Here is a 25,838-nt window from a genome sequence, read left to right as displayed (position 1 = left end):
ATCCACCAGGATAGATCAGAGATTATCCAACATTGGAAGCACATGGCCCGCAGCGGGCAGGGGGCGCTTTTTCGCGTCAGCCCAGCACGTTGGGCAAATCCTCAAACCCCTTGCGCAGGGCGGCGCTCCAGCTTTGCGAGATACGGGCAAATTCCTCGTTATCCGCTTCTATGCGGGTGCGGACGCGAAAATCGAACATGTCGGTCGGGATCACGACCAGATCGAGCGGCATGCCGACCGACAGGTTGGAGCGCAGCGTCGAATCCATCGACACCAGCACCGCCTTGGTCGCGTCCTCCAGGCTGGTTTCGCGGGCGATGATCCGGTCGAGGATCGGCTTGCCATATTTATGCTCGCCAATCTGGAAGAAGGGGGTGTCCTCGGTCGCCTCGATGAAATTGCCGGCGGAATAGACGAGGTAAAGGCGCGGCTTTCCGCCCCGGCGCTGCCCGGCGACCATGATCGATGCGCTGGCGCCCGATCCGCCCATTTCGATATTTTCACGATAGCGTTGCTGCATCGCCTGCATCGCCGCGCCGATGATCTGCGCCACCCGGTACATGGTGTCGCAATTGAGGATGGTTTCGACATCCGGGTCGAAGGCGGATTCCTTGATCGCCTTGCTCAGCAGGGACTTGACCCCCTGGGTGATCGACAGATTGCCCGAACACAGCAGGGTGATCGCCCGTTCGCCGGGCACATGATAGGTAAAGCTCTTCCGAAAGCGCGCGATATTGTCCATGCCCGCATTGGTGCGGGTGTCGGACAGCATCACCAGCCCCTGGTCGACGCGTACGGCCACACAATAAGTCATGGCCCCCCGGCCTCCCGATGCAATTGATCCGATCGACGAATCGTCGGACCCTCCATCCGACGTGCGGACCGAGTTTTCAACCTGCGCCTGGAATCGGGGGCGTGCTTTGTTGCTGCTGGCGTTGCAATTGGCGCTGCTCCATCCCCTCTTCGGCCTGCGCGATGCGGACATCGGCGTCGATGCAGATGTCCCCCGCGACAGTGACGGAGCCCCGGATCGGAGCGGCGTCATCGGCGTCCAGGCCGCTGGCGATCCGCAGATAGCGTTCGGTGACGCAGACGCGGTTGGATGGATCGAAGCCGATCCAGCCCAGGTCCGGCAGCCAGGCCTCCGCCCAGCCATGGGTTTCGTGCAGCGTGTCGCCATCGCCTGAAAGTAGATAGCCCGAGACATAGCGGGCTGGTACGCCAAGCGTGCGCGCGGCGGCAATGAAGATTTGCGCGTGGTCCTGGCACACGCCAGCGCCAAGCGCGAACGCATCGGCTGCGCTGGTGTCCGACGTGGTGACGCCGGCGCGATACTGGACCGCGTCCACGACGGCCGCCGACAGGGCGTGCAGCATGGCGAGCGGACCGCCACCGGTCGGCAGGGTGCGCGCCATCGCGGCAATCGCTTCTGAAGGGCGTGTCAGCCGCGTTTCGCGCAGGAAATAGCGGGGATCGACCCGGCCATTGAGATGGCCCATCACACCATGCCGATCCTGCGTTTCGACCAGTCCTTCGGCCACGATCGCTGCATGGGTCAGCGGGCTGTGGCAAACCCAGATCGCCTCCATTTCGCCATAGCTGTTGGTGCGGAAGCCGGTGAGCCTGTCGTCATTGACCAATACCTGCCAGTCCAGCACGCGCTGCGCAGGCGTATCAACCGGCGTCAGTTTCAGGCGCATCGCGACGCGGCCCGTGGCGGCGGCATAGCTGTAGATGGTCTGATGGCGGACGATCAGCTTCATTATCGGGTCATCCAGGCCATCAGCCGAAGTGATAGGTCTGGGCGATCTCCGCGCCCAGCCTGTTCGTCACCATCAGGCCATGTTGCACGGTTTCGTGCAGACCCTGTCGGAAGATTTCGCCGCTGTCCTGGCTTTCAAGGCCGGCCACCATATCCTTGACCGTGTCGTGGCACGGCCCCTTGGCGTCGTGCCAGCCGGCCAGGCGGTTGAGCCGGTAGGCCAGCTGGTCGTAGCAATAGGCGACGCTGCGCGGAAACAGGCGGTTGAGCATCAGGAAGTCGGTGATCTGCCAAGGGGTGTAGGTGCCGCCATAGACATGATGGTAGGCGCGCGCGCCCGACAGCGCATAGAGCACCGACGTCCATTGATAATGGTCGCGATTGCCGCCGATCACCTCGGTTTCGGGAAGCAGGACATAATATTTGACGTCGAGCAGGCGCAGCGTCATCTGCGCGCGCTCCAGCGCCGATCCGCAGCGCAGGAAATCATGACCTTCGTTGCGCAACTGGCCCGAATGGGCAGCGCCGCGAAAGGTCATGACGCGGGTTTTGACCCAGTCGATCAGGCTGGGGAGCTGTTGGCGCGCTTCGGCCACGTCATAGCTGTCGAGCTTGCGCCAGCCCTCATTGAGCGCTTCCCACATGTCCTGCGTCAACATGGTGCGCGCGGACTTGGCATTGGCGCGCGCCTTCAACAGGCAGGAGCGGATCGAGCTGGCATTGTCGAGGTCCAGCATCAGATAGGCGACGGCGTCGCTTTCGGTGACGGTCGATCCTTCGGGAAAGCGATATTCCGCCCCCGTCGCGCGCACGACCGATCGCCATTCGTCGCGATGATGCGCGCCCGGCAGGATCGCCATGCGTTGCCCCATCGTCAGGAGCCGCGCGGTCGCCTCTGCGCGTTCCATGTAGCGCGCCATCCAGTAAAGATTTTCGGCGGTCCGGCTCAGCATGGGCGGGCCTCATGGGTCGGGACGGGTCTCATCATCATTCCTGCAGCACCCAGGTATCCTTGACCCCGCCGCCCTGGCTGGAATTGACCACCAGCGATCCTTCGGTCAGGGCAACGCGCGTAAGGCCGCCGGGCACGAGTCGGATTTGCTTGCCGACCAGGCAATAGGGCCGAAAGTCGGCGTGGCGGCCCACGACCGACGCCGGCCCCAGCGTCGGCACGGTCGACAGGTCGAGCGTGGGCTGGGCGATGAATTCGCCCGGATTGGCCTTGATGCGCTCCGCATAGGCTTCGACTTCGGCATGGCTCGCCTTGGGGCCGATCAACATGCCGTATCCGCCCGACCCATGGACTTCCTTGGCGACCAGATCGTGCAGATTTTCCAGCACATAGGCGCGTTCGTCCGGCTTGCCGCACTGCCAGGTCTGGATATTGTCCAGGATCGGCTTTTCACCCAGGTAGAAGCGGATCATTTCCGGCACATAAATATAGACCGCCTTGTCATCGGCGATGCCGGACCCCGGCGCCGACGCCAATGTCACGCCGCCGTTGCGATAGACGTTGAAGATGCCGGGCACGCCCAGCAGGCTGTCGGGGCGGAAGACCAGGGGGTCGATATATTCGTCGTCGATCCGCCGGTAGATGACATCGACCGCCTTTGGCCCCAGCGTCGTCTTCATCCAGACGCGATCATCGTCGACGAACAGGTCGGCCGGCTCGACCAGTTCGACGCCCATCAGGTCAGCCAGGAAGCTGTGCTCATAATAAGCGCTGTTGAGCGATCCCGGCGTCAGCACGACGACAACAGGGTCGCCCTTGCACGCGGGCGGCGCGACTTCCTTCAGGCTCTTGAGCAGTTCGGCGGGATAATCATCGACGGGCGCGACCACGCCCTGCGCGAACAGTTCGGGGAACATGCGCGTCATGATCTCGCGATTTTCGAGCATGTAGGACACGCCCGAAGGGGTGCGGCAATTATCCTCCAGCACTTCGAAACTGCCTGGCCCGGTGCGCACGATGTCGATGCCCACGATATGGCTGTAGACCTTGCCCGGCGGGGTGAAGTCGGCCATTTCCGCCAGATAGGCGCTGTTCTTGTAGATGATGTCGGCGGGCATGATGCCCGCCTTCACGATTTCGCCGCGATGATAGACATCGTGCAGGAAGGCGTTCAGGGCGCGGGCGCGCTGGCGGATGCCCCGGTCCAATATACGCCATTCATTGGCGGTGAAGATGCGCGGCAACAGGTCGAAGGGAATGAGCCGTTCGGGATCGCCGCCTTCGCCATAGACGGCGAAAGTGATGCCGATGCGCCGGAAAATCGCCTCCGCCTCGTCCATGCGTCGGTTGAGCCCGGCAATGCCGGTGCGGTCCACCCATTTTTGCACTTCGTCATAACAGGGGCGGATTGACCCGTCGGGCTCGAACATTTCATGGAAGGGCAATTGGACGATCCTCCCTCGGCCGGCGGCCGGTTGTGCATTGCAATATTAGTGCGCCGCGCCGTGGTGAATGCAAGGCAAAAGTGGCGAGTGGCAAAAAGGTTGCCAGGCTGTTGACTCTAAATGGCGGAAAAGTCGTTTCTGTTCGTTTTAACGCGGGATTTTGAGGCGCGCATCATGCGCCCGCCAAATTTTTCGCGCGCCCCGTTGACCGCCCGAGCGCCGCTGCGTATAGCGCCGCCTCACCGTCGGCCATGTGCCGCGCGATGCCCATGGGGCGGAGTAGCTCAGCTGGTTAGAGCAGCGGAATCATAATCCGCGTGTCGGGGGTTCAAGTCCCTCCTCCGCTACCATTTTCCCCATTCATTCGCATATCGGCCTTGCTTCGGCTGTCAAAGCGCGCCAATCACCCCCGCAAAAGGCGGCAAGGTGAAGAGGATTGCGGGCATATGAGCCTTTATGACGTTCTGATCGTGGGTGCGGGCCATGCCGGCGCCCAGGCGGCGATTTCGCTGCGGCAATTGGGGTTTGAAGGGTCGATCGGCATGATCGGCGACGAAAAGGACCCGCCTTATGAGCGTCCGCCGCTGTCCAAGGAATATTTCGCTGGCGACAAGCCGTTCGAGCGCATCCTGATCCGCCCCGCCGCCTTCTGGGAAGAGCGCAAGATTGACATGCTGCTGGGCAAGCGGGTGAAAAGCGTCGATCCTGCGGGCAAGTTTGTGACCGTGGGCGATCGGGAGATCGGCTATGACAAGCTGATCTGGTGCACGGGCGGCAGCCCGCGCATGCTGACCTGCAATGGCGCGGATGCCGATAACGTCCACGCCGTGCGCCGCCGCGCCGATGTCGACGCGATGATGGCCAAGATGGACAGCGTCCGGCATGTGACCATCATCGGGGGCGGTTATATCGGGCTGGAAGCGGCGGCTGTGCTTACCAAGTTCGGCAAGACGGTCGTGTTGCTCGAAGCGCTGGACCGGGTGCTGGCGCGCGTTGCGGGCGAGCCGCTGTCGCGCTTTTACGAGGCGGAACACCGCGCCCATGGCGTCGACCTGCGCACCGGCGCGCAGATGGATTGCATCGAGGTGGCCGACGGCAAGGCCACGGCCGTGCTGATGGCCGATGGCGAACGGATCGAGACCGACATGGTGATCGTTGGCATCGGCATCGTGCCGGAAACCGGCCCGCTGATCGCGGCGGGCGCGGTTGGCGGCAATGGCGTCGATGTCGATGAATATTGCCGCACATCGCTGCCTGACGTTTATGCGATCGGCGACTGCGCCGCGCATGCCAACCGTTTTGCGGGCGGCGCGACGATGCGGCTGGAATCGGTGCAGAACGCCAATGACCAGGCCAAGACTGCCGTCGCGCACATCGTCGGAAAAGGCGAGCCCTATAATGCCGTGCCCTGGTTCTGGTCGAACCAATATGATCTGAAGCTCCAGACCGTGGGCCTTTCCACCGGTTTCGACGAGGTGGTGGTGCGCGGCGATCCTGACAGCCGAAGTTTTTCCGTGGTGTATCTGAAGGGCGGCAAGGTGATCGCGCTCGATTGCGTCAATGCGGTCAAGGATTATGTCCAGGGCCGCGCCCATGTCCTGTCCGGGGCGGCATTGGATACGCAGCAACTGGCCGACCCGGCCATTCCGCTGAAGGAAGTGGGGCTGGCCTGACGGCGCCGCCTGCATAGGGACGATTACGGATAGGGCGCGACCAGCCGCTGCGTCATGCAGCAGCCATGGATATGCGATTTGACCTGGCGCAAAATGGCGCCGTGCCCGCCGCCCTTCGGCCCCGTCCGATTGACGCCTGCACCATCTGCCTGGTGCGCGACGCGGCGATCTGCGCCGACCTGTGCGACGCGGATCGTGCGGCCTTGAGCCGGATCGGGCGGCGCGTGTCGGTGAAGGCCGGGCAAACGGTGATGTGGGAAGGCGACGACAGCAGCATCGTCGCCAATGTCATCGAAGGCACGCTCAAGCTGTCCACATCGACCGGAGGCGGGCGCGAACAGATTGTCGGCGTGGTCTATCCATCGGATTTCATCGGCCGGCCTTTCGGCGCGCGCACGCCGCACAGCGTCACGGCGCTAACGGACGCGCGGCTGTGTCTTTTTCCGCGCGGCAGCTTCGATGGCTTTGCGACAGGTCATGGGGCTTTGCAGCATCGCTTGTTGCAACGCACGCTTGACGAGCTCGACCGCACCCGCGCCTGGATGCTGTTGCTAGGCCGAAAGAGCGCGCGGGAAAAGGTCGCGACATTCCTGATCGACATCGGGCGGCGATTGCGCGGTGATCGCGATGGCGTGATCACGCTGCCCTTGTCGCGCCAGCAGATTGCCGATGTGCTGGGACTGACGATCGAGACCGTGTCGCGTCAGATGACGGACATGAAGCGGGAGCGGCTGATCGACCTAGTCGGGCGCAGGGGCGTACGGCTGGTGGATGAGGCCGCATTGGAGCGCCTCGCCGAAATTTCCTGAGCCGCCCGTCATCGACAAGCCTGTTTTGACGCAGCCGCCATCGCACGACATTCGAACGGGCGCGTGGAGCAGCCCCCTCGCACGGCAGAAGCCGCAGGAATGGGGAGCTTCGCCCCTGCCATCAGGCGCCTACGCACTTTCCCGTAAAGACCCGCTTTCCTGCATTTGACACAGCAATCCCAGGACACGCCGCGTGCTTTTTCTGACGGGCGGCGCGGACCGGGACGTGAAGCGGGGAAAGGTCCATGGATAGACTGGTTTTGCGGACGGGAGGCTGGTTCGCGCTGGCCCTGGTCGCCTTTGCAGCGATGCTGGGTGCGCGCGATGGCGGCTTTGCCGTTCATATGGGCATTGTCAGCCTGGTCGCGCTGGGGCTGGCAATCATCGCCATGCGCCGGGCCGATTATGCAGCCGTTGCCCGCGGCCTGCTGAAGATGCCGGCCGATCAGGGGCGCTATTATGACGATGTGATCCGCTGGGGCGTGATCGCCACGGTATTCTGGGCGCTGGCGGGGTTTCTCGCCGGACTCTATATCGCGTTGCAACTCGCCTTTCCGGCGCTCAATCTGAGTCTGGAATATACCAGCTTCGGCCGGCTGCGGCCGCTACACACATCGGCGGTGATCTTTGCCTTTGGCGGCAACGCCCTCATCGCCACCAGCTTCTATGTGGTGCAGCGCACCTGTCGCGCGCGACTGTTCGCGCCCAAACTCGCCGACTTCGTTTTCTGGGGCTATCAGCTGTTCATCGTGCTGGCTGCGACCGGCTATCTGATGGGCATCACCGAGGGCAAGGAATATGCCGAGCCCGAATGGTATGTCGATCTGTGGCTGACGATCGTCTGGGTCGCCTATCTGGTCGTGTTCGGCGGCACCATCGTCAAACGGTCCGAACCGCACATCTACGTCGCCAACTGGTTCTACCTGGCGTTCATCCTGACGATCGCGATGCTGCACATCGTCAACAACCTGTCGATGCCGGTCAGCCTGCTGGGGTCCAAAAGCTATGCCGCCTTTGCCGGCGTGCAGGATGCGCTGACCCAATGGTGGTACGGCCATAATGCGGTCGGCTTCTTCCTGACCGCCGGCTTCCTGGCCATGATGTATTATTTCGTGCCCAAACAGGCGCAGCGGCCGGTCTACAGCTATCGCCTGTCGATCATCCATTTCTGGTCGCTGATCTTCCTCTATATCTGGGCGGGGCCGCACCATCTGCACTATACCGCGCTGCCCGACTGGGCGCAGACGCTGGGCATGGTGTTTTCGATCATGCTGTGGATGCCGAGCTGGGGCGGCATGATCAACGGCCTGATGACGCTGAACGGCGCCTGGGACAAGATCCGCACCGATCCGATCATCCGCATGATGGTGATGGCGCTGGCCTTCTACGGCATGTCCACCTTCGAAGGACCGATGATGTCGGTCAAGGCGGTCAACAGCCTGTCCCATTATACCGACTGGACCATCGGCCATGTGCATTCGGGCGCGCTCGGCTGGAACGGCATGATCACCTTCGCCTGCCTCTATTATCTGGCGCCGCGCCTGTGGAAGCGCGAGCGGCTCTACAGCCTGCGGCTGGTCAACTGGCACTTCTGGCTCGCGACCGTGGGTATCGTCCTTTACGCCGCGTCGATGTGGGTGGCGGGCATCATGCAAGGGCTGATGTGGCGCGAATATGGGGCCGACGGCTACCTGGTCTACGCCTTTTCCGAAGTCGTGAGCGCGATGTGGCCCATGTATCTGATCCGCGCGGCGGGCGGGCTGCTCTATCTGAGCGGGGCCATCATCATGGGCTGGAATATCGGCCGCACCATCGCGGGCAGCCCGCTGCGGCAAGAAAAGCCGATGCACGACGCGTCGCACGACATGGCGGCCGACAAGCCGCTGATCGCCCGCCCGGCCTGAAGGGGAAACAGGACATGGCTTCCAAATTTTTCAACCATGGCACGCTGGAGCGGAACGTGTCCCTGCTGGGCATTGCCGCTTTGATCACCGTTGCCATCGGCGGCATCGTGGAGATCGCGCCGCTCTTCTGGATCGACAACACGATCGAGAAGGTGGAGGGCATGCGCCCCTATACGCCGCTGGAGCTGGCCGGGCGCAACATCTACATTCGCGAAGGCTGCTATAACTGCCACAGTCAGATGATCCGCCCCTTTCGCGACGAGGTGGAGCGCTATGGGCATTACAGCCTGGCCGCCGAGAGCATGTATGATCACCCGTTCCAATGGGGGTCGAAGCGCACCGGGCCGGACCTGGCGCGGGTGGGCGGCCGCTATTCCGACGAATGGCATGTCCAGCATCTGAAGGACCCCCGCGCGGTCGTGCCCGAATCCATCATGCCGACCTATCCCTTCCTCGCCGAGCGCGACCTCAAGCCCGGGGACATGCGCGCCGACCTCAAGGCCCTGACGCGGGTGGGCGTTCCCTACAGCGACGCCGACATCAGCAAGGCGAATGACGATCTGGCCGCGCAGGCCGATCCCGATGCCGACACGACCGACCTGCTCGCGCGCTATCCCAAGGCGCAGGCGCGCGATTTCGACGGTGATCCGAGCCGCCTGACCGAGATGGACGCGCTGGTCGCCTATCTCCAGATGATCGGCACGCTGGTCGATGTCGATGCCGCCCGACCCCAGGAATCCCTGCCGGGTCAGGTCGCGCCGAAGGAGGAAGGGCGATGAACTACGACGCGCTGCGCCATTTCGCGGACAGCTGGGGGCTGGTGTTCATGGGGGCGACCTATGGGCTGCTGATCGGGTGGCATTTCCTGCCGCACGGGCGACGACACAGCCATCGCGCCGCGACGATGATCTTCGAAAGCGAAAGTGAAGCGACGGAGGCCGAACATGGCTGACGAACCGACAAAAGCCGTCGATGCCGCGACCGGCACGCCCTTCAAGGGGCATGAATGGGACGGTATCCGCGAACTGGACACGCCGTTGCCGCGCTGGTGGCTGTGGACCTTCTACGCGACGATCCTGTTCGCGATCGGCTACACCATCGCCTATCCCGCCTGGCCCATGATCGACAGCGCCACGCGCGGAATGCTGGGATGGTCGAGCCGGGGGGCGTTGGCGAGCGAGCTGGCCGCGCGGGATGCGCAACTGGCGCCTGTGCATCAGGCGATCGCCGCCACCACCATCGAGAAGCTGGCCGGCCGGCCGGAATTGATGCGCGTTGCGGTCGAAGGCGGCCGGGCGGCGTTCAAGGTGCATTGCGTCCAATGCCATGGGGCGGGGGCGGCCGGATCGAACGGCTATCCCAATCTCAACGATGACGACTGGCTGTGGGGCGGCGATCTCGCCACCATCGAGAAGACGATCACCGATGGCATCCGCAACCCCGACCATGCCGACACGCGCCAGTCGATCATGCCGGCATTTGGCCGCGACCAGTTGCTGACGCCCCAGCAGGTCGATGATGTCGTCGCGCATGTTCGCGTCATCAGCCACCAGGACAAGCCGAACGACGCAGCGCGTCGGGGCGCGCAGCTGTTCGCCGACAATTGCGCGGTCTGCCATGGTGCGGGCGGCACGGGCAGCCGCGAACTGGGCGCGCCCAATCTGACGGATGGCATATGGCTGTATGGCGGCGATGCAGACACGATCCGGCAGACCATATGGAACAGCCGCCAGGGGGTCATGCCGCGCTGGAACGACAAGTTGGACAAGGCGACGATCCGGATGCTGGCGGCCTATGTGCACAGCCTGGGTGGCGGCGAAGCCCTGCCAGCGGCCGCCCCAGCCCCTGCGGACAGCTCCGCCGCCCAACCCTGAAGGAAGATGTCATGCTGATGCCCGCCGGCTCCGGCGATCTCTACGAGAAGCGCAAGGGTGTCTACCCCAAGGCGGTGGATGGCTTTTACCGGCGTTTCAAATGGGCGGTCATGGCGGTGACGCTGGCGATCTATTGGGGGACGCCGTGGCTTCGATGGGACCGGGGGCCTTATGCGCCCGACCAGGCGGTGCTCGTCGACCTGGCGCATCGGCGCTTCTACATGTTCGCGATCGAAATCTGGCCGCATGAATTCTATTATGTGGCGGGTCTGCTGATCATGGCGGGGATCGGGCTGTTCCTTGTGACTTCGGCGGTGGGGCGCGCCTGGTGCGGCTATGCCTGTCCGCAGACCGTATGGACCGACCTGTTCCAGCATGTCGAACGCTTCATCGATGGCGATCGCAATGCGCAGATCCGGCTTGCGAGGGCGCCGTGGAGCGCGGGCAAGCTGGCGCGGCGGCTGGCGAAGTGGGGCGTCTGGCTGGTCATCGCCTTCCTGACCGGAGGCGCGTGGATCTTTTATTTCGCCGATGCGCCGACCTTGCAGCGCGCCTTCTGGAACGGCACGGCCGCGCCGGTCGCCTATGCAACGACAGCGGTGCTGACGGCGACGACGTTCCTGCTGGGCGGTTTCCTGCGCGAACAGGTCTGCATCTATATGTGCCCGTGGCCGCGCATCCAGACGGCCATGCTGGACGAAAAGTCGCTGGTCGTCACCTACAAGCACTGGCGGGGGGAAAAGCGTGGCAGCCTGAAGAAGGCTGCCGCCCATCCGCAGGAATTTGGCGATTGCATCGATTGCGACCAGTGCGTCGCGGTCTGCCCGACCGGCATAGATATTCGCGAAGGCCCGCAGATCGGCTGCATCACCTGCGCGCTGTGCATCGATGCGTGCGACCGGGTGATGGCGCAGGTCGGCCGGCCCCGGGGTCTGATCGATTATTGCACCGAGGACGACGCCGAAGCGGAAAAGCGAGGCAGCCCGCCGCGCCCCCTGTCACAATCGCTGCTGCGCCCCCGCACGATCGCTTATCTGGCGGCGTGGAGCGCGATCGGCGCGGCGATGCTGTTCGCACTGGGCGCGCGAACGCGCATCGACATAGCGGCGCAGCAGGACCGCAACCCCATTTTCGTGCGACTTTCGGATGGCGCGATCCGCAACGCCTACACCGTCAAGATCCGCAACATGGAGGCGCGGCCGCGCCCGGTTGCCGTATCGACCGATGGCCTGGCCGGGGGGGCCTTGTGGACCGACGCGACGCCCAGGGACGAAGCATCGAGCCGCATCGTCGCCACCGTGCCGGCCGACAGCGTCGCCAAGCTGCGCCTGTTCATTGCCGCGCCGGCCGTCGGCCCGCAGCGGCAGGATTTCCGCTTCATCGTGCGGGCGACCGATCGCGAAGGCGGCGGCGACAGCGAAGACGCTCGTTTCGAAAGGCCCTGACATGCGCGATGCAGTTTCCTCCCGCCAGTTCACCGGCTGGCACATGACCGCAATCCTGGTCGGCTTCTTTGTCGTGGTGATCGCGGTCAACATGGTGATGGCGACGGTCGCGGTCCGCAGCTTCGGCGGGACCGTGGTCGACAACAGCTATGTCGAGAGCCAGAAGTTCAACGCCTATCTGGGGCAGGCAAGGGCGCAGGCCGCACTGGGATGGCACCAGCAAATCGCGACGGATGCGGGCCGGCATGTCATGGTGCGGCTGGACGACGAAGCGGGCGCGGCGGTGAAGGGCGCCAAGGTGCGTGCCGTCGCCCAGCATCCGTTGGGACGCGCCGCCGATATCGCCCTGGTGATGCAGGAGGAACGGCCGGGGCGCTATGTCAGCGATCGCGTCCTGCCAGCCGGGCGATGGCAACTGCGCGTGACGGTGACACGGGATCGCCAGCAGCGGCATCTGATGGCGGAGATCGACTGATGGCGACCCAGCCCCTGGTCGACGACGCTCCGGCCGAGGCCGCCCTGAACGAAAGCCAGTTCGTCGTTCCTTCGCTTCACTGTGCCGGATGCATCGCCAAGATCGAGAACGGCCTGGCGTGCATCGACGGGATCGCTTCCGCGCGCGTCAACATGAGCGCCAAGCGCGTCATTGTGCGCCATGATCCGGCGATGGAGCCGCCCGCACTCAAGGCGGCGATCGTGGCGCTGGGGTTCGACGCTGAACCGCTGGCCGATCCGGGCGTCGATCTGGCGGCGGCGGAAGGCCGGGCGCTGCTGCGCGCGCTGGCGGTGGCGGGTTTCGCCGCCATGAACATCATGTTGCTGTCGGTTTCGGTGTGGTCCGGGGCGGACGGCGGCACACGGCAGATGTTCCACTGGCTTTCCGCGCTGATCGCGCTGCCCGCGATCGCCTATGCCGGCCAGCCCTTTTTCCGGTCCGCCTGGGCGGCGGCACGGCAGGGGCGGACCAATATGGACGTTCCGATCAGCATCGGCGTGCTGCTGACGACGGGCATGAGCCTGTATGAAACCGCGACGGGGGGTGCGGACGCCTGGTTCGACGGCGCGGTGATGCTGCTGTTCTTCCTGCTGGCGGGACGGAGCCTGGATGCGATGATGCGCGGACGCGCCCGCGCCAGCGTCGCGGCGCTGCTGAAACATGGCGCTCCCGGCGCGCTGGTGTTGACCGACAGCGGACAAAGCCGCTGGACGGCGGCGGCGCAGTTGCAGCCGGGGATGCGGATGCTGGTCGCAGCAGGGGAGCGACTGGCCGCGGACGGGCGCGTGGTCGAAGGGGCGTCGGGCATGGACATCGCGTTCCTGACCGGCGAAAGCGCGCCCGTCCGTGTCGGGCCGGGCGACGCGGTGCAGGCCGGCGCGCTGAATGTCGAGGCCCCGATTACCGTGATAGTGACGGCGGCGGGGCCGGACACGGTGATCGCCGATATCGCCCGGCTGATGGACGAAGCGGGGCAGGGCCGGTCGCGGCATGTCCGCATCGCCGACCAGGCCGCGCGCTATTATGCGCCCGCCGTGCACCTGACCGCCGCGCTGGCCTTTGCCGGATGGATGATGGCCGGGGCCGGAGTGCATCAGGCGATGCTGGTCGCCATTGCCGTGCTGTTGATCACCTGCCCCTGCGCGCTGGGACTGGCGGTGCCCGCTGCGCAGGTCGTCGCCTGCGGCGCGCTGATGCGCCAGGGTATCCTCGTCAAGGATGGATCGGCGCTCGAGCGCATGGCCGAGGTGGACAGCATCGTCTTCGACAAGACCGGCACGCTGACGCTGGGCCGTCCGGTGCCCGAGGGAATGGATGCGATGGCGCGGCAGGATCGGGCGATCCTGCTGGCCCTGGCGCGCGCCAGTCGCCATCCGCTCAGCATCGCACTGCGGCAGGCGCTGGAGGCGCATGGCGTAGAGGCGGCCCGGCTGGACAATCTGCGGGACGTGCCGGGGGAGGGGCTGTTCGCGCGCCATGCGGGGGTCGCGGTATCGCTGGCGCGGCCGCGCGGCCTTGTCAGCCTGTTCGGCCTTGCCAGCGAATATCGGCATGGGACGGAGGCGCACCTGCTGCGATTTTCAGATGCCCTGCGCCGGGACGCCGGCGAAATCCTGCCAGCCTTGCGGAGCGCCGGCTACAGGATCTTGATCGCGAGCGGCGATCGGCCCGAGGCGCTGGGTCCGGTGGCGCGCGCGACGGGGACCACCGCGATCGGGCATTTGCGGCCCGCCGACAAGCTGGCGCTGGTTGAACGCATGAAGCGCCAGGGGCGCAAGGTGCTGATGGTGGGGGACGGACTGAATGACGGACCGGCGCTGGCGGCGGGGCATGCCAGCATGGCCCCGGCCTGCGCCAGCGACGCCAGTCAGTTGGCGGCGGATGTGGTGTTTCTGGGCGATGTCCTGGCGCCTGTCGGCATCACCTTGCGCGCGGCCCGGCGCACCATTCACATCGTGCGGCAGAATTTCGCGCTGGCGATCGGCTATAATATGCTGGCCGTTCCGCTGGCGGTGGCGGGCAAGGTCACGCCGCTGGTTGCTGCCGTCGCCATGTCGCTTTCGTCGCTGATCGTCGTCGCCAACGCGCTCCGGCTCAATGGCGCTGCCCGATGACCGGGCTGGCGCTGCTCATTCCCCTTGCGCTGCTGTGCGGCGGGGTGGCGCTGGCGGGCTTTTTCGCGGCTTTGCGCTCGGGCCAGTTCGACGATCCGGACGGCGCAGCGATGCGCATCCTGAGCGACGAGGAGGATCGCTAGGATTTTAGCGGGTGGGTTCAGGCCGCAGGCGTGCCGCCTGATTCATCATGTCCTCAATCCGCGCGGCACCATCGACATTGGCGCGGATAACCTGCCAGGGATCGACGCTCTGGGCGAAACGCATGCCACACAGGTCGCCGCGCGACCACATGATGCGCGCTTCCATGTCGATATCCTTGGCCCGCAGCCGAACCGTGGTCCCAATGCGGAAGCCATCGCGATGTTCGAGCAGGCACCCGCCCGCCGAAACGTCGCCCACGATGACCTTGCGGCAGTCCTCGCCCTCCAGCAAATCCGCTTCGAACGCGGTGACGAAGCGCGCATGGCGACGCCGATCGAAACGTGCTGCCAATTCCGTGATAGTCATTGTCCGGCACCTCCGAAAATACGCCCGCAGCCCTGATGCGCCACGATGGCAAGGAGCCGAATCTGGCAGTCAATCGTTAACAACCGGTAACTCGATGCGGCCGCCACGGCAGGCGGAGTGTTTGGTGCGGGGACGTGATAATGCGCCTTTGGCCGGCCCGGCTGGCAGTCCGTCGGAGGACCCCGACGAGGAATTTGCATCCGAAAGGAACTCGATCCTCCGCGATGGAAAGTCCGGTCAGTGATCAGCCTGCCGCCTGAGCCCTGCCGTGAGCGGTTGTCTCGCGCGCATCGCTACGCCACATAAGGCGCGACGATGCACGCGGGATGGCTGATATTCGCCGGTCCCGCCTTGCCAACAGGAGACCGCATGACTGACCGGACCGTTCTCATCACCGGCGCCACCGCCGGCATTGGCGAAGCGGCGGCACGCGCCTTTGCAGCAGCGGGATGGCGCGTGATCGGCACGGGCCGACGGGCCGAACGGCTGGAAGCGCTGGCGACCGAAATTGGCCCTAAGATGCACATGCTTGCTTTCGACATGCGCGACGAGGCGGCGATCGACGGGGCGCTGGCATCGCTGCCCCCGGAATTTCAGGCCATCGACCTGCTGATCAACAATGCCGGTCTGGCGCTCGGCACCGCGCCGGCGCACAAGGCGGACCTGGCGCAATGGCGGCAGATGATCGACACCAATATAAACGGGCTTATCGCCATCACCCACAAGCTGCTGCCGCGTCTGGTGGAGCGCAAGGGCGCGATCATCAATCTGAGTTCGGTCGCGGCGACCTATCCCTATGCGGGCGGGAATGTCTATGGCGGGACCAAGGCGTTCGTACAGCAATTCTCGCTTGGCCTGCGGTCCGATCTGCACGGCACGGGGGTGCGCGTCACCTCGATCGAACCGGGCATGGTCGAAACCGAATTCACCTTTGTGCGCACCGGTAGCCAGGATGCTTCGGATACGCTTTATGGCGGCGCCGATCCGATGACGGGAGAGGATATTGCGCAGACCCTGTTGTGGGTCGCGACGCTGCCGCCGCACCTCAACATCAACCGGCTGGAGTTGATGCCGGTAAGCCAGTCCTTTGCGGGATTTCAGGTCGCGCGGGGATAATCGGTCGGGGCGGTCGCCGTCAGGCGCAGAGCCCCTCCGCCTCCTCCACATGCAGCGGTTCCTGATCCTTGGGCATTGCAGGCGCCCTGCCATAGGGAACATGCATATCGGAAACCTGCAGCACCTCGGCATAGAAGTCCCACCATTGGAGCGTCATCTGCCACGGAATTTGCCAGGCCTGAAACAGCGGGGTCCAGACGTCTGCGGCAGGATGATCTTCGAAACGTGCGATGGTCATGCGTCGTCTCCTTGTGAGTCGTGCTTATATCATGACCGGAAGGCAGCCCGACCCATGATGTTCCCGATTTCCCGAAAAATCGGACGGTCTGATGTGGGGGTGCGCAATCAGGTCCGAAATGGCGCAAACTGCCGCCATTTCGGCGGTAAGGGCGATAAGGTGGAGGCATGCCTCTGTCCGGACCAATCCGCCACGCCTATATCTGCCATATCTGCGGCAGCGATCATGTCGCGCGCGATGCACGGGTCATATGGGATGTCTCGGCGCAGAATTGGGTTATCGAAACGCTGTTCGATCAGGCCCATTGCCAGCATTGTGACGATCGCACGCGGCTACAACGTGTGGTGCTGACCAGCCCAACCACCTTTGCCGCGCCCGAACGAGGGGTTGATTGAAGCCATCATCCTGGTTTTGGGGAACAGGGCGTCCCCCTGCGGTCCACGTAAAGCTAGGTCGCACTGTCCCCTGCCTGAACGGCAGGTTTTGTATCGTTCATGCAACATGTTTCACAACAGCGAGTTCTGTCGCCATGATATGATTCAAGGAGCTTCGAGCCATGATGACCCCGTTCAAGCGCGCCCTTGCGGCCCTGTCGCTGGGCGCAATGACGCTGACCGGCATCACCGCCGTGCCTGCGCTGGCCCAGCCGGGCCATAAGGCGCGCGAACATCGCAGGGATGTCCGCGATGCCCGCCGTGAGTATCGCCGCGACAGCCGCCAGGCGCAGCGACGCTATGTGCAGGATCAGCGCCGCGCGCAGCGCGACTATCGCCGGGACGTGCGCGAGGCGCGGCGCGACTGGCGGGGCGACCGTCGCGGTGCTTATCGCCGGCCCGGCCGGGTCGTCTATCGCTATGACTGGAACCGGCCCGACCCGCGCTATGGTCGCTTCTATCGTCCGGACCGCTATTATCGGACCGGCTACGCGCCGATCCGTGTCGACCGCCGTACGCGCATCTATCGCGGCTATGACGATCGCTATTATTGCCGCCGTTCGGACGGCACGACCGGCCTGATCGTCGGCGCGGCGCTGGGTGGCCTGCTGGGCAGCCAGATTGATCGGGGTCAGTCCAACATCGCGGGTGTGCTGATCGGTGGTGGCGCAGGCGCGTTGCTAGGCCGGGAAATTGATCGTGGCGGATTGAACTGCCGCTGAAGATACGGCGGGAAGGGGTTAGGTTTCGTAACGTCTTCCCGCTTCAGCACCAGGGATGGCGCGCGCCATCCCAGTCTCGCGCCAGCCCCTCTGCGACCAAAATGGCCCCGATCGACTCTCCGCTGCGCGTGACAATGCGGAGCGAGCGGCCATAGCGATCCGTATCGCGATCTCCCTGCTCCAGTGAAAATGCGCCCGCGTTTATCAGGCTTTGCAATCGGCGAGTCGCCTGCGCGCCGAGCGCTGCTTCGGCCGGGCAGCGGGGGCCGTGGGTTTCGGGCGTGTCGATGTCGGCGATGCGATATTTGGCCCCCTGGAACCAGAAGGTGTCGCCGTCGACCACGCAATTTGTCCCGCCGCCGCTGTGGCAGAGGCCGAAGCTGGCGGTCAGCATGTCGGCCGATGCCGCAGGACGCGCGGGCGAATGCTCACCGGCGTGATCGAATAACCGGGCGGCTTCCAGCCAGCCGGGGCCATACCAACCCAGCAACAGCCCCAGGCAAACCATATAAACGAGCGCAGGGCCGCTGACGCTGCGATCCACCGCTTTGCGCTGGAGTCTGGCGGTAGCACCGCTGCGCGACCAGCTATTATGCGCATCGCGTGTGCGTGACCGCCGCTTGGTCCGGAGAAATCCTGTTGCCATGCCCTGTTGTGCCATGGCGTCGGGAAAGGAGAGGTTAAGACTGCTCCATCTTTCCGCGAACGTGGATCAGACAGGAATTGACCACGGTCAAAGCGCCGCTTGCTGATGGTGCTACCATGGGATGATGATCCAGATTGGAGCCAGTCCATGAACGCCGCCGCATCGCCCCAGTCGCTACCCAATCCTTATGGCCGCATCGGCGGTGAGATCGTCGTGAGAGCGATCGTGGATCGCTTTTACGATCTGGTGGAACAGGACAGCCGGTTCGTGGCGCTACGCGGCATTCATGCGGCGGACCTGGGGCCGGTGCGGCACGGCCTGACGCGATTCATCGTCGGATGGCTCGGCGGTCCGCGAGACTGGTTCGAACGCGGCCCCTGCATCATGACGCTGCACCGGGTCTTTCCCGTGACCCCGGCGCTGGCCGATCAATGGGCCACGGCGATGACCTGCGCCATCGCCGGACAAGACGGGCTGGACCCGGCCATGGGTGATGCCATGGCGCAAGCACTGGGCCACCTCGCCCGGGGCATGATAAATCTGGCGCTGGATGCCAGTCAGACCGATCAGGGCAGGCCGTCCTCGTCATCCGCATCCTCGGTATCGCCCAGAACGTCCTCTTCGTCGTCCATTTGCGGTTCGCCGGCATAGGCATCCATGTCGAGCCGACCCGAACGGTTCATCGCGTTCATCTTTTCTACCAGATCCTCGGTGTCGTCTGGCACGAGCTGCGCCGGATCGGTCTTGCCGCCCCGCTCGCTGTCTTCGCTCAGGTCAATGCTGCGGGTGGCGGCGTCATCGGCCACGTCCTGCGCCTGGGTGCCGGCTTCGGCCTGTTCGCTATTCTCTTCCATCTCGCGATCGGGGGTGGGGCGGTCCATGATGCGTCTCCTGTCAACTATACGGCCTTGATGAACGGCCGGCCGGGGCGGCTGTTCCGGGAAAAGCGCTGGACAGGGCGCGGAGGAGGGGGCAAAGCGCCCTGCGATCCTTTCGCACCGCAGCAGGAATCCTTCATGCCTCGCCAGCTCATCTCCTCCGGCTCGCCCTTCGAGGCGCAGGTCGGCTATTCGCGCGCCGTCGTTCAAGGTGACTGGTGCTTCGTGGCCGGCACGACGGGCATGGACCCAGATACCAAAGTGATGCCAGGCGATGTGGTCGAACAGGGGCGCAACGCATTCAAGACCATTGGCAAGGCGCTCGACGAAGCGGGCTTTTCCTTCGCCGACGTGGTGCGCGTCAATTATTATATCACCGACGCCGCCTATTGGGACGTGATGGGCGACATCGCCGGCCCCATATTCGGCGACATCCGCCCGGCGGCAAGCTGCGTTATCGCAGGGCTGGTCAAGCCGGAAATGAAGATCGAGATCGAAGTCACCGCGTTCAAAGGGTGACAGGAGCACAGCATCATGATTACCATGTACGGCATCAAGAATTGCGACACCATCAAGAAGGCCCGCAACTGGCTGGACAATGAGCGCGTCCCCTACAGCTTCCACGATTACAAGGTATCGGGCGTCGACAAGGACCGCCTGGAGGAATGGGTAATGGAGCATGGCTGGGAAACCATCCTCAATCGCTCCGGCACGACCTTCAAGGCGCTGGACGCGGGCGACAAGGCGCATATCGATGCGGACAAGGCGATCTTGCTGATGATGGCCAATCCCTCGATGATCAAGCGCCCGATCCTGGACACCGGCAAGGGTACGATCGTCGGGTTCAAGGCGACGACCTACGAAAATGCGCTGCATGGCGTGAAGGCATGAGCGTGCGGAGGCTGGCGCGATTAGGGCTGATTGTTCTGATGAGCCTCCTCCCTCTCTCGATAGCCCGGGCGGCGCCCGGCGCGGACCCCATCCTCATCGCGCATCGCGGCGCGAGCGGCGAACGGCCCGAACATACGCTGGCCGCCTATGAGCGCGCGATCGACCAGGGCGCGGATTATATCGAACCCGACCTTGTGCTGACCAAGGACGGTGTGCTGGTCGCCCGCCACGAAAATGAGATTGGCGGGACGACGGACGTCGCCAATCATCCCGAATTTGCCGATCGCAAGACAACCAAGGTCATTGACGGCGTCGAAATGGCGGGCTGGTTCACCGAGGACTTCACTTTGGCGGAACTGCGCACCCTGCGCGCGCGCGAACGGTTGCCCGACCTGCGCCCGGCCAACAAGCGCTTTGACGCGCTCTACCAGATCCCGACATTCGAGGAGATATTGAAGCTGGTGCGCGCCAAGGAAGCGGAAAGCGGCCGGCGGATCGGCCTTTATCCCGAAACCAAGCACCCCAGCTATTTCGCGGGCATCGGCCTGCCCCACCAGGCACCCTTGCTCGATCTGCTCAGCCGCTACGGCTATATGACGCAGGCCGATCCGGTCTTCATCCAGTCGTTCGAGGTCGGCAATCTGAAGGCGCTGCGCGCCGCCACCCGGCTGCGCCTCATCCAGTTGGTGGACGCGCAGGGCGGGCCAGCCGATATGCCGGGCACCAGCTATGACGACATGCTGACGGTCCAGGGGTTGGCGGAGATCGCGACCTATGCCGATGGCATCGGCCCGTCCGCCGCGCAGGTGATCGCGCCCGAAGGCGCGACGGCGCTGGTTGGCCGCGCCCATGATGCGGGCTTGCAGGTGCATGTCTGGACGCTGCGAATGGAAAATCCCTTCCTGCCCACCCAATATCAGCGCGGCGATGATCCCGAAGGGCGCGGTGACTTTGCCGGCTATGTCCGCGCGATCGTCGCAGCCGGGGTCGATGGCTTTTTCACCGACTTTCCAGGGCAGGCGCGCGCGGCGATGACGGCCGCGCCCTAAGCGCTTGTCAAATGACGGGCGCGGGCGAATAACGGGATCATGCTGTCCCAGAAGACCCGTTACGCCATTCGCGCTCTCCAGCATCTTGCCGACCGTTACCGCCAGGGCCCCGTGCCGTTGAACGAGATTGCCACGCGGCAGAATATTCCGGCCAAGTTCCTGACCGTGATCCTGTCCGAATTATCGCGCGAAGGGCTGGTGGCGACGCAGCGCGGCCGGGACGGGGGCTATTGGCTGGCGCTGGCGCCAGTTGACGTCAGCTATGGTGATATCGTCCGGCTGACCCGCGGATCGCTGGCCCTGACCCCCTGCGCCAGCCGCTTCGCGCATGAAAGCTGCACCAACTGCCTGCCCGAAAGCGAGTGCCGGCTGCATCGCATCATGCTGCGCGTGCGCGACGAAACCGCCAAGGTGCTGGACGGCATCAGCCTGGCCGAGCCGATCCCGCTGGCGGCGGAGGACTGACCCTTGCGCGGCGCGTGCGGTTTCGCCACATCGGGCGCATGACCAACCCGCCGCTCAAAGCCGCCCTGATCCCCGTCACCCCGTTGCAGCAGAATTGCACGTTGTTCTGGTGCACGGAGACGATGCGGGGTGCATTCGTCGATCCGGGCGGCGACCTGCCGATGCTCAAGAAAGCAGCGCAGCAACATGGCGTGACCATCGAAAAGCTGCTGATCACCCACGGGCATATCGACCATTGCGGGCAGGCGGGCGTTCTGGCGCGCGACCTCGGCGTCCCGATCGAGGGGCCGCATGAGGAGGACCGGTTCTGGATCGAGCGGTTGGCACAGGATGGCGAGCGCTGGAATGTGCCGGGGGAAAGTTTCGAACCAGACCGCTGGCTGGCGGATGGCGACCAGGTGACGGTCGGCCATCTGACGCTGGATGTCTATCATTGCCCTGGCCACACGCCCGGCCATGTCGTGTTCCACCATGCGCCCAGCAAGCTGGCGATCGTGGGCGACGTGCTGTTTCAGGGGGCGATTGGCCGCACTGATTTTCCGCGTGGCGATCACCAGCAACTGATCGACGCCATCACCGGGAAATTATGGCCGCTGGGCGGCGAAACCGCCTTCGTGCCCGGCCATGGGCCGATGAGCAATTTCGCCCATGAACGCCGCACCAATCCGTTCGTGGCCGATTCGGTGCTGGCGCGCTGATCTAGGCCTGCGCCGCCAGGGCTGGCGGCACCGGCATTTCGCGCGTCTGGTGATAGGCCAGGGCAAGCGCGGCGCCCGCAAGCAGCACCATGACGCCCCAGGTGACGAGCGCCCCGCCCGCACGCCACAGGGTCGGTTTGTCCGCATCCATTCCGATGGCATGGGCAACGCGCGCCAGGATATAGGCCAGCGCCCCGATCCACAGCCACAGCGAAGGCCCGGCCGCCAGTTCGATCAGTGCGAACAGAATGAGGATGATCGGCGTATATTCGATGAAATTGGTGTGGGCGCGCATCCGTTTGGCGAGCAGCGCATGACCGGCATCGCCATGCATGATCTTGTCCGAAATGCGAAACCGCGCACAGCGAATCGCCAGCCACAGATTGAGCAGCGCGCAGGCGGCGGCAAAGGTCAACGTGATCGGCAGCAGCATCCGATATTCCCCTGTATCTCGACGTGCGCACCCTATAGCGCGGGGCCGGGCGGGCAAGCGCAAAGGAAGGAAGGGGTTGCGTGGACGGCAAAAAGCGCTATAGGCGCATGGCTTCGCGATCACCCGGGCCGCATGGGTCTGCGGCGCCGTTGGCGTCGGCATCCCATCGGAAACCGGCCAGTCGCACAACCAGATCATTATACGGAACAAGGTGCCGACATGGCTGTCCCCAAGCGGAAAACTTCTCCCTCCCGTCGCGGCATGCGCCGCAGCCACGACGCGCTGCGCGTCGAGGCCTACCAGGAATGCTCCAACTGCGGTGAACTCAAGCGCCCGCACAATCTGTGCGACGCCTGCGGGCACTATAACGGCCGCGAAGTCGTCGCCGTCGGGGCCTGAGCCCATTCTCTACTCCGCAAAGGGGTGACCTGACAGTGTCCAGACAACCGCGAATCGCAATCGACGCGATGGGCGGGGACGAAGGCGTGCGTGTGATGATGGCCGGTGCCGCCTTGGCCCGCCATCGGCACGAAGGCCTGCGGTTCACCCTGTTCGGCGACGAAGTGCGGATCAAGGCCGCGCTTGACCGTCACCCCAATTTGCGGGCGGCGTCCGATGTCGTTCATAGCGACAGCGTGGTCGACGGTTCGGACAAGCCAAGCGTCGCTATTCGCAAGAAGAGCAGCTCCATGGCGATGGCGATCGCCGCGGTGAAGGCGGGTGATGCCGGCGCTGCGGTATCCGCCGGCAATACCGGCGCGCTGATGGCGATGGCGAAGCTGGCGCTGCGCACCATGCCCGGCGTGGATCGGCCGGCCCTGGCCGCCATGTTGCCGACGCTGGGCGACAATGACGCCATCATGCTGGATCTGGGCGCGAACACCGAATGTGACGCGCGCAACCTCGTCCAGTTCGCGGTGATGGGCGCGGCCTATGCCCGCATTGCCTTCGATCTTGACCGGCCGCGCGTGCGCCTGCTCAACATCGGCACCGAAGAATTGAAGGGCACGGACGAAATTCGTGATGCCGCGGCCATTCTGCGCGCCGCCAATGACCTGTCGCTCCAGTTCGACGGCTTCACCGAAGGCGACAAGATCGCGCGCGGGGACAGCGACGTCATCGTGTGCGACGGATTTTCCGGCAATGTCGCGCTCAAGACGGCGGAGGGCACGGCCCGCTTCGTCACCGACGTCCTGCGCAAGGCCTTCACCAGCTCCATCCGGTCCAAGATCGGCTTCCTCATTTCGAAGCCGGCCATGTATATGCTCAAACATCATCTGGACCCGAATAACCATAATGGCGCGGTGTTCCTGGGCCTCAACGGCGTCGTGGTGAAAAGCCATGGCGGCGCGGACGAAAAGGGCGTAGCCAATGCCGTCCATGTCGCCGCGCGGTTGCTGGAAGAGGATATTACCCGCCGCATCGCCGCCGACATGGCGGGCGTCGAGGGGCTGGGCGCCGTCGCATCGAAGCTGGAGCAGCCCGTCAAGTGATCCGCCGTTCTATTCTCCTGGGGACAGGCTCCGCCCTGCCCAAGCGCGTCGTCACCAATGCCGAACTGACAGAGACGGTCGACACCAGCGATGAATGGATCGTCGAGCGCACCGGCATCCGCATGCGCCATATCGCGGGTGAGGGGGAAACCACAGCCACGCTGGCGACCGATGCCGCCAAGGCCGCGCTGGAAGCGGCTGGCCTGGCCGCGCAGGACATCGACCTCATCATCCTGGCGACGGCGACGCCCGACCAGACCTTCCCCGCTAGCGCAACCAAGGTGCAGGCGGCGCTCGGCATCGACGATTGTGTCGCGTTCGACGTCGCAGCAGTATGTTCGGGCTTTCTTTATGCCGTGACCGTGGCGGACAGCATGATCCGGTCGGGCGCGGCGCAGCATGCGCTGGTGATCGGGTCGGAAACCTTCAGCCGCATCCTCGATTGGGAAGATCGCACGACCTGCGTCCTGTTCGGCGACGGCGCGGGCGCGATCGTGCTGGGCGCGGAGGAAAGCGCGGCCACCGACCCCCGCTCCGCACGGGGCATCCTGGCGTCGAAACTCCATGCCGATGGTCGGCACAATCAGCTTCTCTATGTCGATGGCGGCCCTTCGACCACCGGCACTGTAGGCAAGCTGCGCATGAAGGGGCAGGAAGTGTTCCGCCATGCCGTGGTCAATTTGGCCTCGGTCTTGAACGAAGTCATGAGCCTGGCTGGCCTGGACGCGCGCGACATCGACTGGCTGGTGCCGCATCAGGCCAATGCCCGCATTCTCGATGCGACCGCGCGCAAGCTCAAGCTGCCTGCCGAGCGTGTGATCGTGACGGTCGACCGGCACGCCAATACGTCGGCTGCGTCGGTTCCGCTGGCGCTCGACCTTGCAATGCGCGACGGGCGGATCAAAGCCGGCGACCTCGTCGTGCTGGAAGCCATGGGCGGCGGCTTTACCTGGGGTGCCTGCGTCTTACGTCTATGATCATTGGTGCTGCTTGCCGAATCAGCAGGAATCGGTCAAATTTGCCTTTGGTCATCGGGGGGTGACTGACGCAATCGGTCGAGAGGGGACCAATATGGGCGAAATGAGCACTTTGACGCGGGCGGACTTGGCGGAAAGCCTCAACCGTCATGTCGGATTGTCGCGCGCGGAAGCGGCGGCGCTGGTCGAATCCATTCTGGATCATATGTCGGACGCGCTGGAGCGCGGCGAGAATGTGAAAATCTCCAGCTTCGGCACCTTCGTCCTGCGCGACAAGACCCAGCGCATGGGGCGCAATCCAAAGACCGGCGTGGAAGTGCCGATCGAGCCGCGCCGGGTGCTGACATTCCGCGCCAGCCAGACCATGCGCGATCGCGTCGCCTGACAAGCGCAGGATTATCCGCCGCTTTTTCCTGTCGGACGCCGTCGGTTGCGGTTGACGCCCTGGTGGGGGCGGGTGCAACATTGCAGTCATGAAAAAGGCGGAGGGGGCATTTCTGACGATCAGCGAATTATCCGCTGAACTCGATGTGCCCCAGCATATCCTGCGCTATTGGGAAACGCGCTTTCCGGCCTTGCGGCCCCTGCAACGCGCCGGCAACCGCCGCTATTACCGGCCCGACGACGTGCTGCTGGCGCGGCGGATCCATCATCTGCTGAGCGTCGAGGGCTTCACGGTAAAGGGGGCGCAGAAGGCGTTGAGCGAGGGCGCGGGCAGCATGCCGCCTGCGCCGGTTGACGCCGCGCCCGAAACCCTGCTCAGCCAATTGGAAACGGTGCGCGCCATGTTGGCGCGGGCGCTCGGCGTCTGACC

General features: G+C 64.5%; 32 protein-coding genes, 1 tRNA gene and 1 pseudogene. 25 read left to right on the top strand and 9 right to left on the bottom strand.

The window, feature by feature from the left end:
* Nucleotides 1-76: 76 nt before the first annotated feature.
* From SKA58_RS12550 to SKA58_RS12535, 4 genes are all read right to left on the bottom strand, one after another.
* Nucleotides 77-814, bottom strand: a complete 738-nt coding sequence (locus SKA58_RS12550; protein ID WP_009822817.1) for a peptidase — start codon at nt 812-814, stop codon at nt 77-79.
* 76 nt (nt 815-890) lie between these two features.
* Nucleotides 891-1,763 (bottom strand): transglutaminase family protein, encoded by an 873-nt coding sequence (locus SKA58_RS12545; RefSeq protein WP_009822816.1) that lies wholly within the window; start codon nt 1,761-1,763, stop codon nt 891-893.
* Between the two features lie 19 nt (nt 1,764-1,782).
* A complete protein-coding gene (locus SKA58_RS12540) occupies nt 1,783-2,715 on the bottom strand; it encodes an alpha-E domain-containing protein (protein WP_009822815.1) in 933 nt (310 codons plus the stop codon).
* A 34-nt stretch (nt 2,716-2,749) separates the two neighbouring features.
* A complete protein-coding gene (locus SKA58_RS12535) occupies nt 2,750-4,159 on the bottom strand; it encodes a circularly permuted type 2 ATP-grasp protein (protein ID WP_009822814.1) in 1,410 nt (469 codons plus the stop codon).
* 273 nt (nt 4,160-4,432) lie between these two features.
* Between SKA58_RS12535 and SKA58_RS12530 the strand changes: the two genes are divergently transcribed.
* From SKA58_RS12530 to ccoS, 11 genes are all read left to right on the top strand, one after another.
* Nucleotides 4,433-4,509, top strand: a tRNA-Met gene (locus SKA58_RS12530).
* A gap of 96 nt (nt 4,510-4,605) precedes the next feature.
* Entirely contained in the window at nt 4,606-5,832 is a 1,227-nt protein-coding gene (locus SKA58_RS12525) for an NAD(P)/FAD-dependent oxidoreductase (protein ID WP_009822813.1), read from the top strand.
* A gap of 65 nt (nt 5,833-5,897) precedes the next feature.
* Nucleotides 5,898-6,641, top strand: a complete 744-nt coding sequence (locus SKA58_RS12520) for a Crp/Fnr family transcriptional regulator (protein WP_009822812.1) — start codon at nt 5,898-5,900, stop codon at nt 6,639-6,641.
* Nucleotides 6,642-6,886: 245 nt separating this feature from the next.
* The gene (ccoN, locus tag SKA58_RS12515; protein WP_009822811.1) at nt 6,887-8,545 is read left to right on the top strand and encodes a cytochrome-c oxidase, cbb3-type subunit I; all 1,659 of its coding nucleotides are present in this window, start codon (nt 6,887-6,889) and stop codon (nt 8,543-8,545) included.
* Nucleotides 8,546-8,559: 14 nt separating this feature from the next.
* Nucleotides 8,560-9,324 (top strand): cytochrome-c oxidase, cbb3-type subunit II, encoded by a 765-nt coding sequence (gene ccoO, locus SKA58_RS12510; protein WP_009822810.1) that lies wholly within the window; start codon nt 8,560-8,562, stop codon nt 9,322-9,324.
* Complete coding sequence (locus SKA58_RS12505; RefSeq protein WP_009822809.1) at nt 9,321-9,497, top strand: cbb3-type cytochrome c oxidase subunit 3; 177 nt, start codon at nt 9,321-9,323, stop codon at nt 9,495-9,497. Before ccoO ends, SKA58_RS12505 begins: the two co-directional genes overlap by 4 nt.
* Entirely contained in the window at nt 9,490-10,419 is a 930-nt protein-coding gene (gene ccoP / locus SKA58_RS12500) for a cytochrome-c oxidase, cbb3-type subunit III (RefSeq protein ID WP_009822808.1), read from the top strand. The genes SKA58_RS12505 and ccoP overlap by 8 nt, the downstream gene beginning before the upstream one ends.
* 11 nt (nt 10,420-10,430) lie before the next feature.
* Nucleotides 10,431-11,864 carry a cytochrome c oxidase accessory protein CcoG gene (gene ccoG / locus SKA58_RS12495; protein WP_009822807.1) on the top strand — a complete coding sequence of 478 codons (1,434 nt, stop codon included), beginning with the start codon at nt 10,431-10,433 and terminating at the stop codon, nt 11,862-11,864.
* A gap of 1 nt (nt 11,865) precedes the next feature.
* Nucleotides 11,866-12,339, top strand: coding sequence for a FixH family protein (locus SKA58_RS12490; RefSeq protein ID WP_037543135.1), 474 nt, complete (start codon nt 11,866-11,868; stop codon nt 12,337-12,339).
* Nucleotides 12,339-14,474: a heavy metal translocating P-type ATPase gene (locus tag SKA58_RS12485; protein WP_009822805.1), complete on the top strand. Its 2,136-nt coding sequence runs from the start codon at nt 12,339-12,341 to the stop codon at nt 14,472-14,474. Before SKA58_RS12490 ends, SKA58_RS12485 begins: the two co-directional genes overlap by 1 nt.
* Entirely contained in the window at nt 14,471-14,617 is a 147-nt protein-coding gene (gene ccoS / locus SKA58_RS12480) for a cbb3-type cytochrome oxidase assembly protein CcoS (RefSeq protein ID WP_009822804.1), read from the top strand. Before SKA58_RS12485 ends, ccoS begins: the two co-directional genes overlap by 4 nt.
* Before the next feature lie 4 nt (nt 14,618-14,621).
* Here ccoS and SKA58_RS12475 read toward each other — a convergent pair whose 3' ends face one another.
* A complete protein-coding gene (locus tag SKA58_RS12475) occupies nt 14,622-14,984 on the bottom strand; it encodes a PilZ domain-containing protein (protein ID WP_009822803.1) in 363 nt (120 codons plus the stop codon).
* A 369-nt stretch (nt 14,985-15,353) separates the two neighbouring features.
* On the opposite strand from SKA58_RS12475, the gene SKA58_RS12470 reads away from it, so the two are divergent.
* Entirely contained in the window at nt 15,354-16,100 is a 747-nt protein-coding gene (locus tag SKA58_RS12470) for an SDR family NAD(P)-dependent oxidoreductase (protein WP_009822802.1), read from the top strand.
* A gap of 19 nt (nt 16,101-16,119) precedes the next feature.
* Here the strand turns inward: SKA58_RS12470 and SKA58_RS12465 are convergent, their stop codons facing one another.
* Entirely contained in the window at nt 16,120-16,338 is a 219-nt protein-coding gene (locus SKA58_RS12465; protein WP_009822801.1) for a hypothetical protein, read from the bottom strand.
* 167 nt (nt 16,339-16,505) lie between these two features.
* Here SKA58_RS12465 and SKA58_RS12460 point away from each other — a divergent pair, with 167 nt between their 5' ends.
* Together SKA58_RS12460 and SKA58_RS12455 are read left to right on the top strand one after the other, a co-directional pair.
* Nucleotides 16,506-16,733, top strand: coding sequence for a hypothetical protein (locus SKA58_RS12460; protein WP_009822800.1), 228 nt, complete (start codon nt 16,506-16,508; stop codon nt 16,731-16,733).
* 161 nt (nt 16,734-16,894) lie between these two features.
* Nucleotides 16,895-17,494 (top strand): glycine zipper 2TM domain-containing protein, encoded by a 600-nt coding sequence (locus SKA58_RS12455; protein ID WP_009822799.1) that lies wholly within the window; start codon nt 16,895-16,897, stop codon nt 17,492-17,494.
* Between the two features lie 43 nt (nt 17,495-17,537).
* On the opposite strand, the gene SKA58_RS12450 is transcribed toward SKA58_RS12455, so the two are convergent.
* Entirely contained in the window at nt 17,538-18,155 is a 618-nt protein-coding gene (locus tag SKA58_RS12450) for a thermonuclease family protein (RefSeq protein ID WP_009822798.1), read from the bottom strand.
* Between the two features lie 132 nt (nt 18,156-18,287).
* Between SKA58_RS12450 and SKA58_RS19510 the strand changes: the two are divergent.
* A pseudogene (locus tag SKA58_RS19510) lies at nt 18,288-18,698 on the top strand (globin domain-containing protein); the annotation flags it as partial.
* Nucleotides 18,699-18,706: 8 nt separating this feature from the next.
* On the opposite strand, the gene SKA58_RS12440 reads toward SKA58_RS19510, so the two are convergent.
* The gene (locus SKA58_RS12440) at nt 18,707-19,021 is read right to left on the bottom strand and encodes a hypothetical protein (protein WP_009822796.1); all 315 of its coding nucleotides are present in this window, start codon (nt 19,019-19,021) and stop codon (nt 18,707-18,709) included.
* A 135-nt stretch (nt 19,022-19,156) separates the two neighbouring features.
* On the opposite strand from SKA58_RS12440, the gene SKA58_RS12435 reads away from it, so the two are divergent.
* From SKA58_RS12435 to SKA58_RS12415, 5 genes are read left to right on the top strand one after another with little or no spacing between them, the layout of a single operon-like run.
* Nucleotides 19,157-19,537 carry a RidA family protein gene (locus SKA58_RS12435; RefSeq protein WP_037543545.1) on the top strand — a complete coding sequence of 127 codons (381 nt, stop codon included), beginning with the start codon at nt 19,157-19,159 and terminating at the stop codon, nt 19,535-19,537.
* Nucleotides 19,538-19,552: 15 nt separating this feature from the next.
* Nucleotides 19,553-19,909, top strand: coding sequence for an ArsC family reductase (locus SKA58_RS12430; protein WP_037543126.1), 357 nt, complete (start codon nt 19,553-19,555; stop codon nt 19,907-19,909).
* Nucleotides 19,906-20,958 (top strand): glycerophosphodiester phosphodiesterase, encoded by a 1,053-nt coding sequence (locus tag SKA58_RS12425; protein WP_037543123.1) that lies wholly within the window; start codon nt 19,906-19,908, stop codon nt 20,956-20,958. Before SKA58_RS12430 ends, SKA58_RS12425 begins: the two co-directional genes overlap by 4 nt.
* A gap of 39 nt (nt 20,959-20,997) precedes the next feature.
* Nucleotides 20,998-21,423: an RrF2 family transcriptional regulator gene (locus SKA58_RS12420; RefSeq protein ID WP_009822792.1), complete on the top strand. Its 426-nt coding sequence runs from the start codon at nt 20,998-21,000 to the stop codon at nt 21,421-21,423.
* Between the two features lie 38 nt (nt 21,424-21,461).
* Nucleotides 21,462-22,121, top strand: coding sequence for an MBL fold metallo-hydrolase (locus SKA58_RS12415; RefSeq protein ID WP_009822791.1), 660 nt, complete (start codon nt 21,462-21,464; stop codon nt 22,119-22,121).
* A 1-nt stretch (nt 22,122) separates the two neighbouring features.
* Here SKA58_RS12415 and SKA58_RS12410 read toward each other — a convergent pair whose 3' ends face one another.
* A complete protein-coding gene (locus tag SKA58_RS12410; RefSeq protein WP_009822790.1) occupies nt 22,123-22,554 on the bottom strand; it encodes an MAPEG family protein in 432 nt (143 codons plus the stop codon).
* A 219-nt stretch (nt 22,555-22,773) separates the two neighbouring features.
* Here SKA58_RS12410 and rpmF point away from each other — a divergent pair, with 219 nt between their 5' ends.
* The 5 genes from rpmF (at nt 22,774) to SKA58_RS12385 (ending at nt 25,836) form a co-directional block, all read left to right on the top strand.
* The gene (gene rpmF, locus SKA58_RS12405; RefSeq protein ID WP_031298882.1) at nt 22,774-22,953 is read left to right on the top strand and encodes a 50S ribosomal protein L32; all 180 of its coding nucleotides are present in this window, start codon (nt 22,774-22,776) and stop codon (nt 22,951-22,953) included.
* 68 nt (nt 22,954-23,021) lie between these two features.
* Entirely contained in the window at nt 23,022-24,047 is a 1,026-nt protein-coding gene (gene plsX / locus SKA58_RS12400) for a phosphate acyltransferase PlsX (RefSeq protein ID WP_009822788.1), read from the top strand.
* Nucleotides 24,044-25,024 carry a beta-ketoacyl-ACP synthase III gene (locus SKA58_RS12395; RefSeq protein ID WP_009822787.1) on the top strand — a complete coding sequence of 327 codons (981 nt, stop codon included), beginning with the start codon at nt 24,044-24,046 and terminating at the stop codon, nt 25,022-25,024. Before plsX ends, SKA58_RS12395 begins: the two co-directional genes overlap by 4 nt.
* A gap of 94 nt (nt 25,025-25,118) precedes the next feature.
* The gene (locus SKA58_RS12390; RefSeq protein WP_009822786.1) at nt 25,119-25,409 is read left to right on the top strand and encodes an integration host factor subunit alpha; all 291 of its coding nucleotides are present in this window, start codon (nt 25,119-25,121) and stop codon (nt 25,407-25,409) included.
* Nucleotides 25,410-25,497: 88 nt separating this feature from the next.
* On the top strand, nt 25,498-25,836 hold the full coding sequence (locus tag SKA58_RS12385) for a MerR family transcriptional regulator (protein ID WP_009822785.1): 339 nt from the start codon (nt 25,498-25,500) through the stop codon (nt 25,834-25,836).
* Nucleotides 25,837-25,838 lie beyond the last annotated feature (2 nt).

Source organism: Sphingomonas sp. SKA58 (genome assembly GCF_000153545.1).
Taxonomy (GTDB): Bacteria; Pseudomonadota; Alphaproteobacteria; order Sphingomonadales; family Sphingomonadaceae; genus Sphingobium; species Sphingobium soli.
This window is presented reverse-complemented; position numbering and strand designations above follow the sequence as displayed.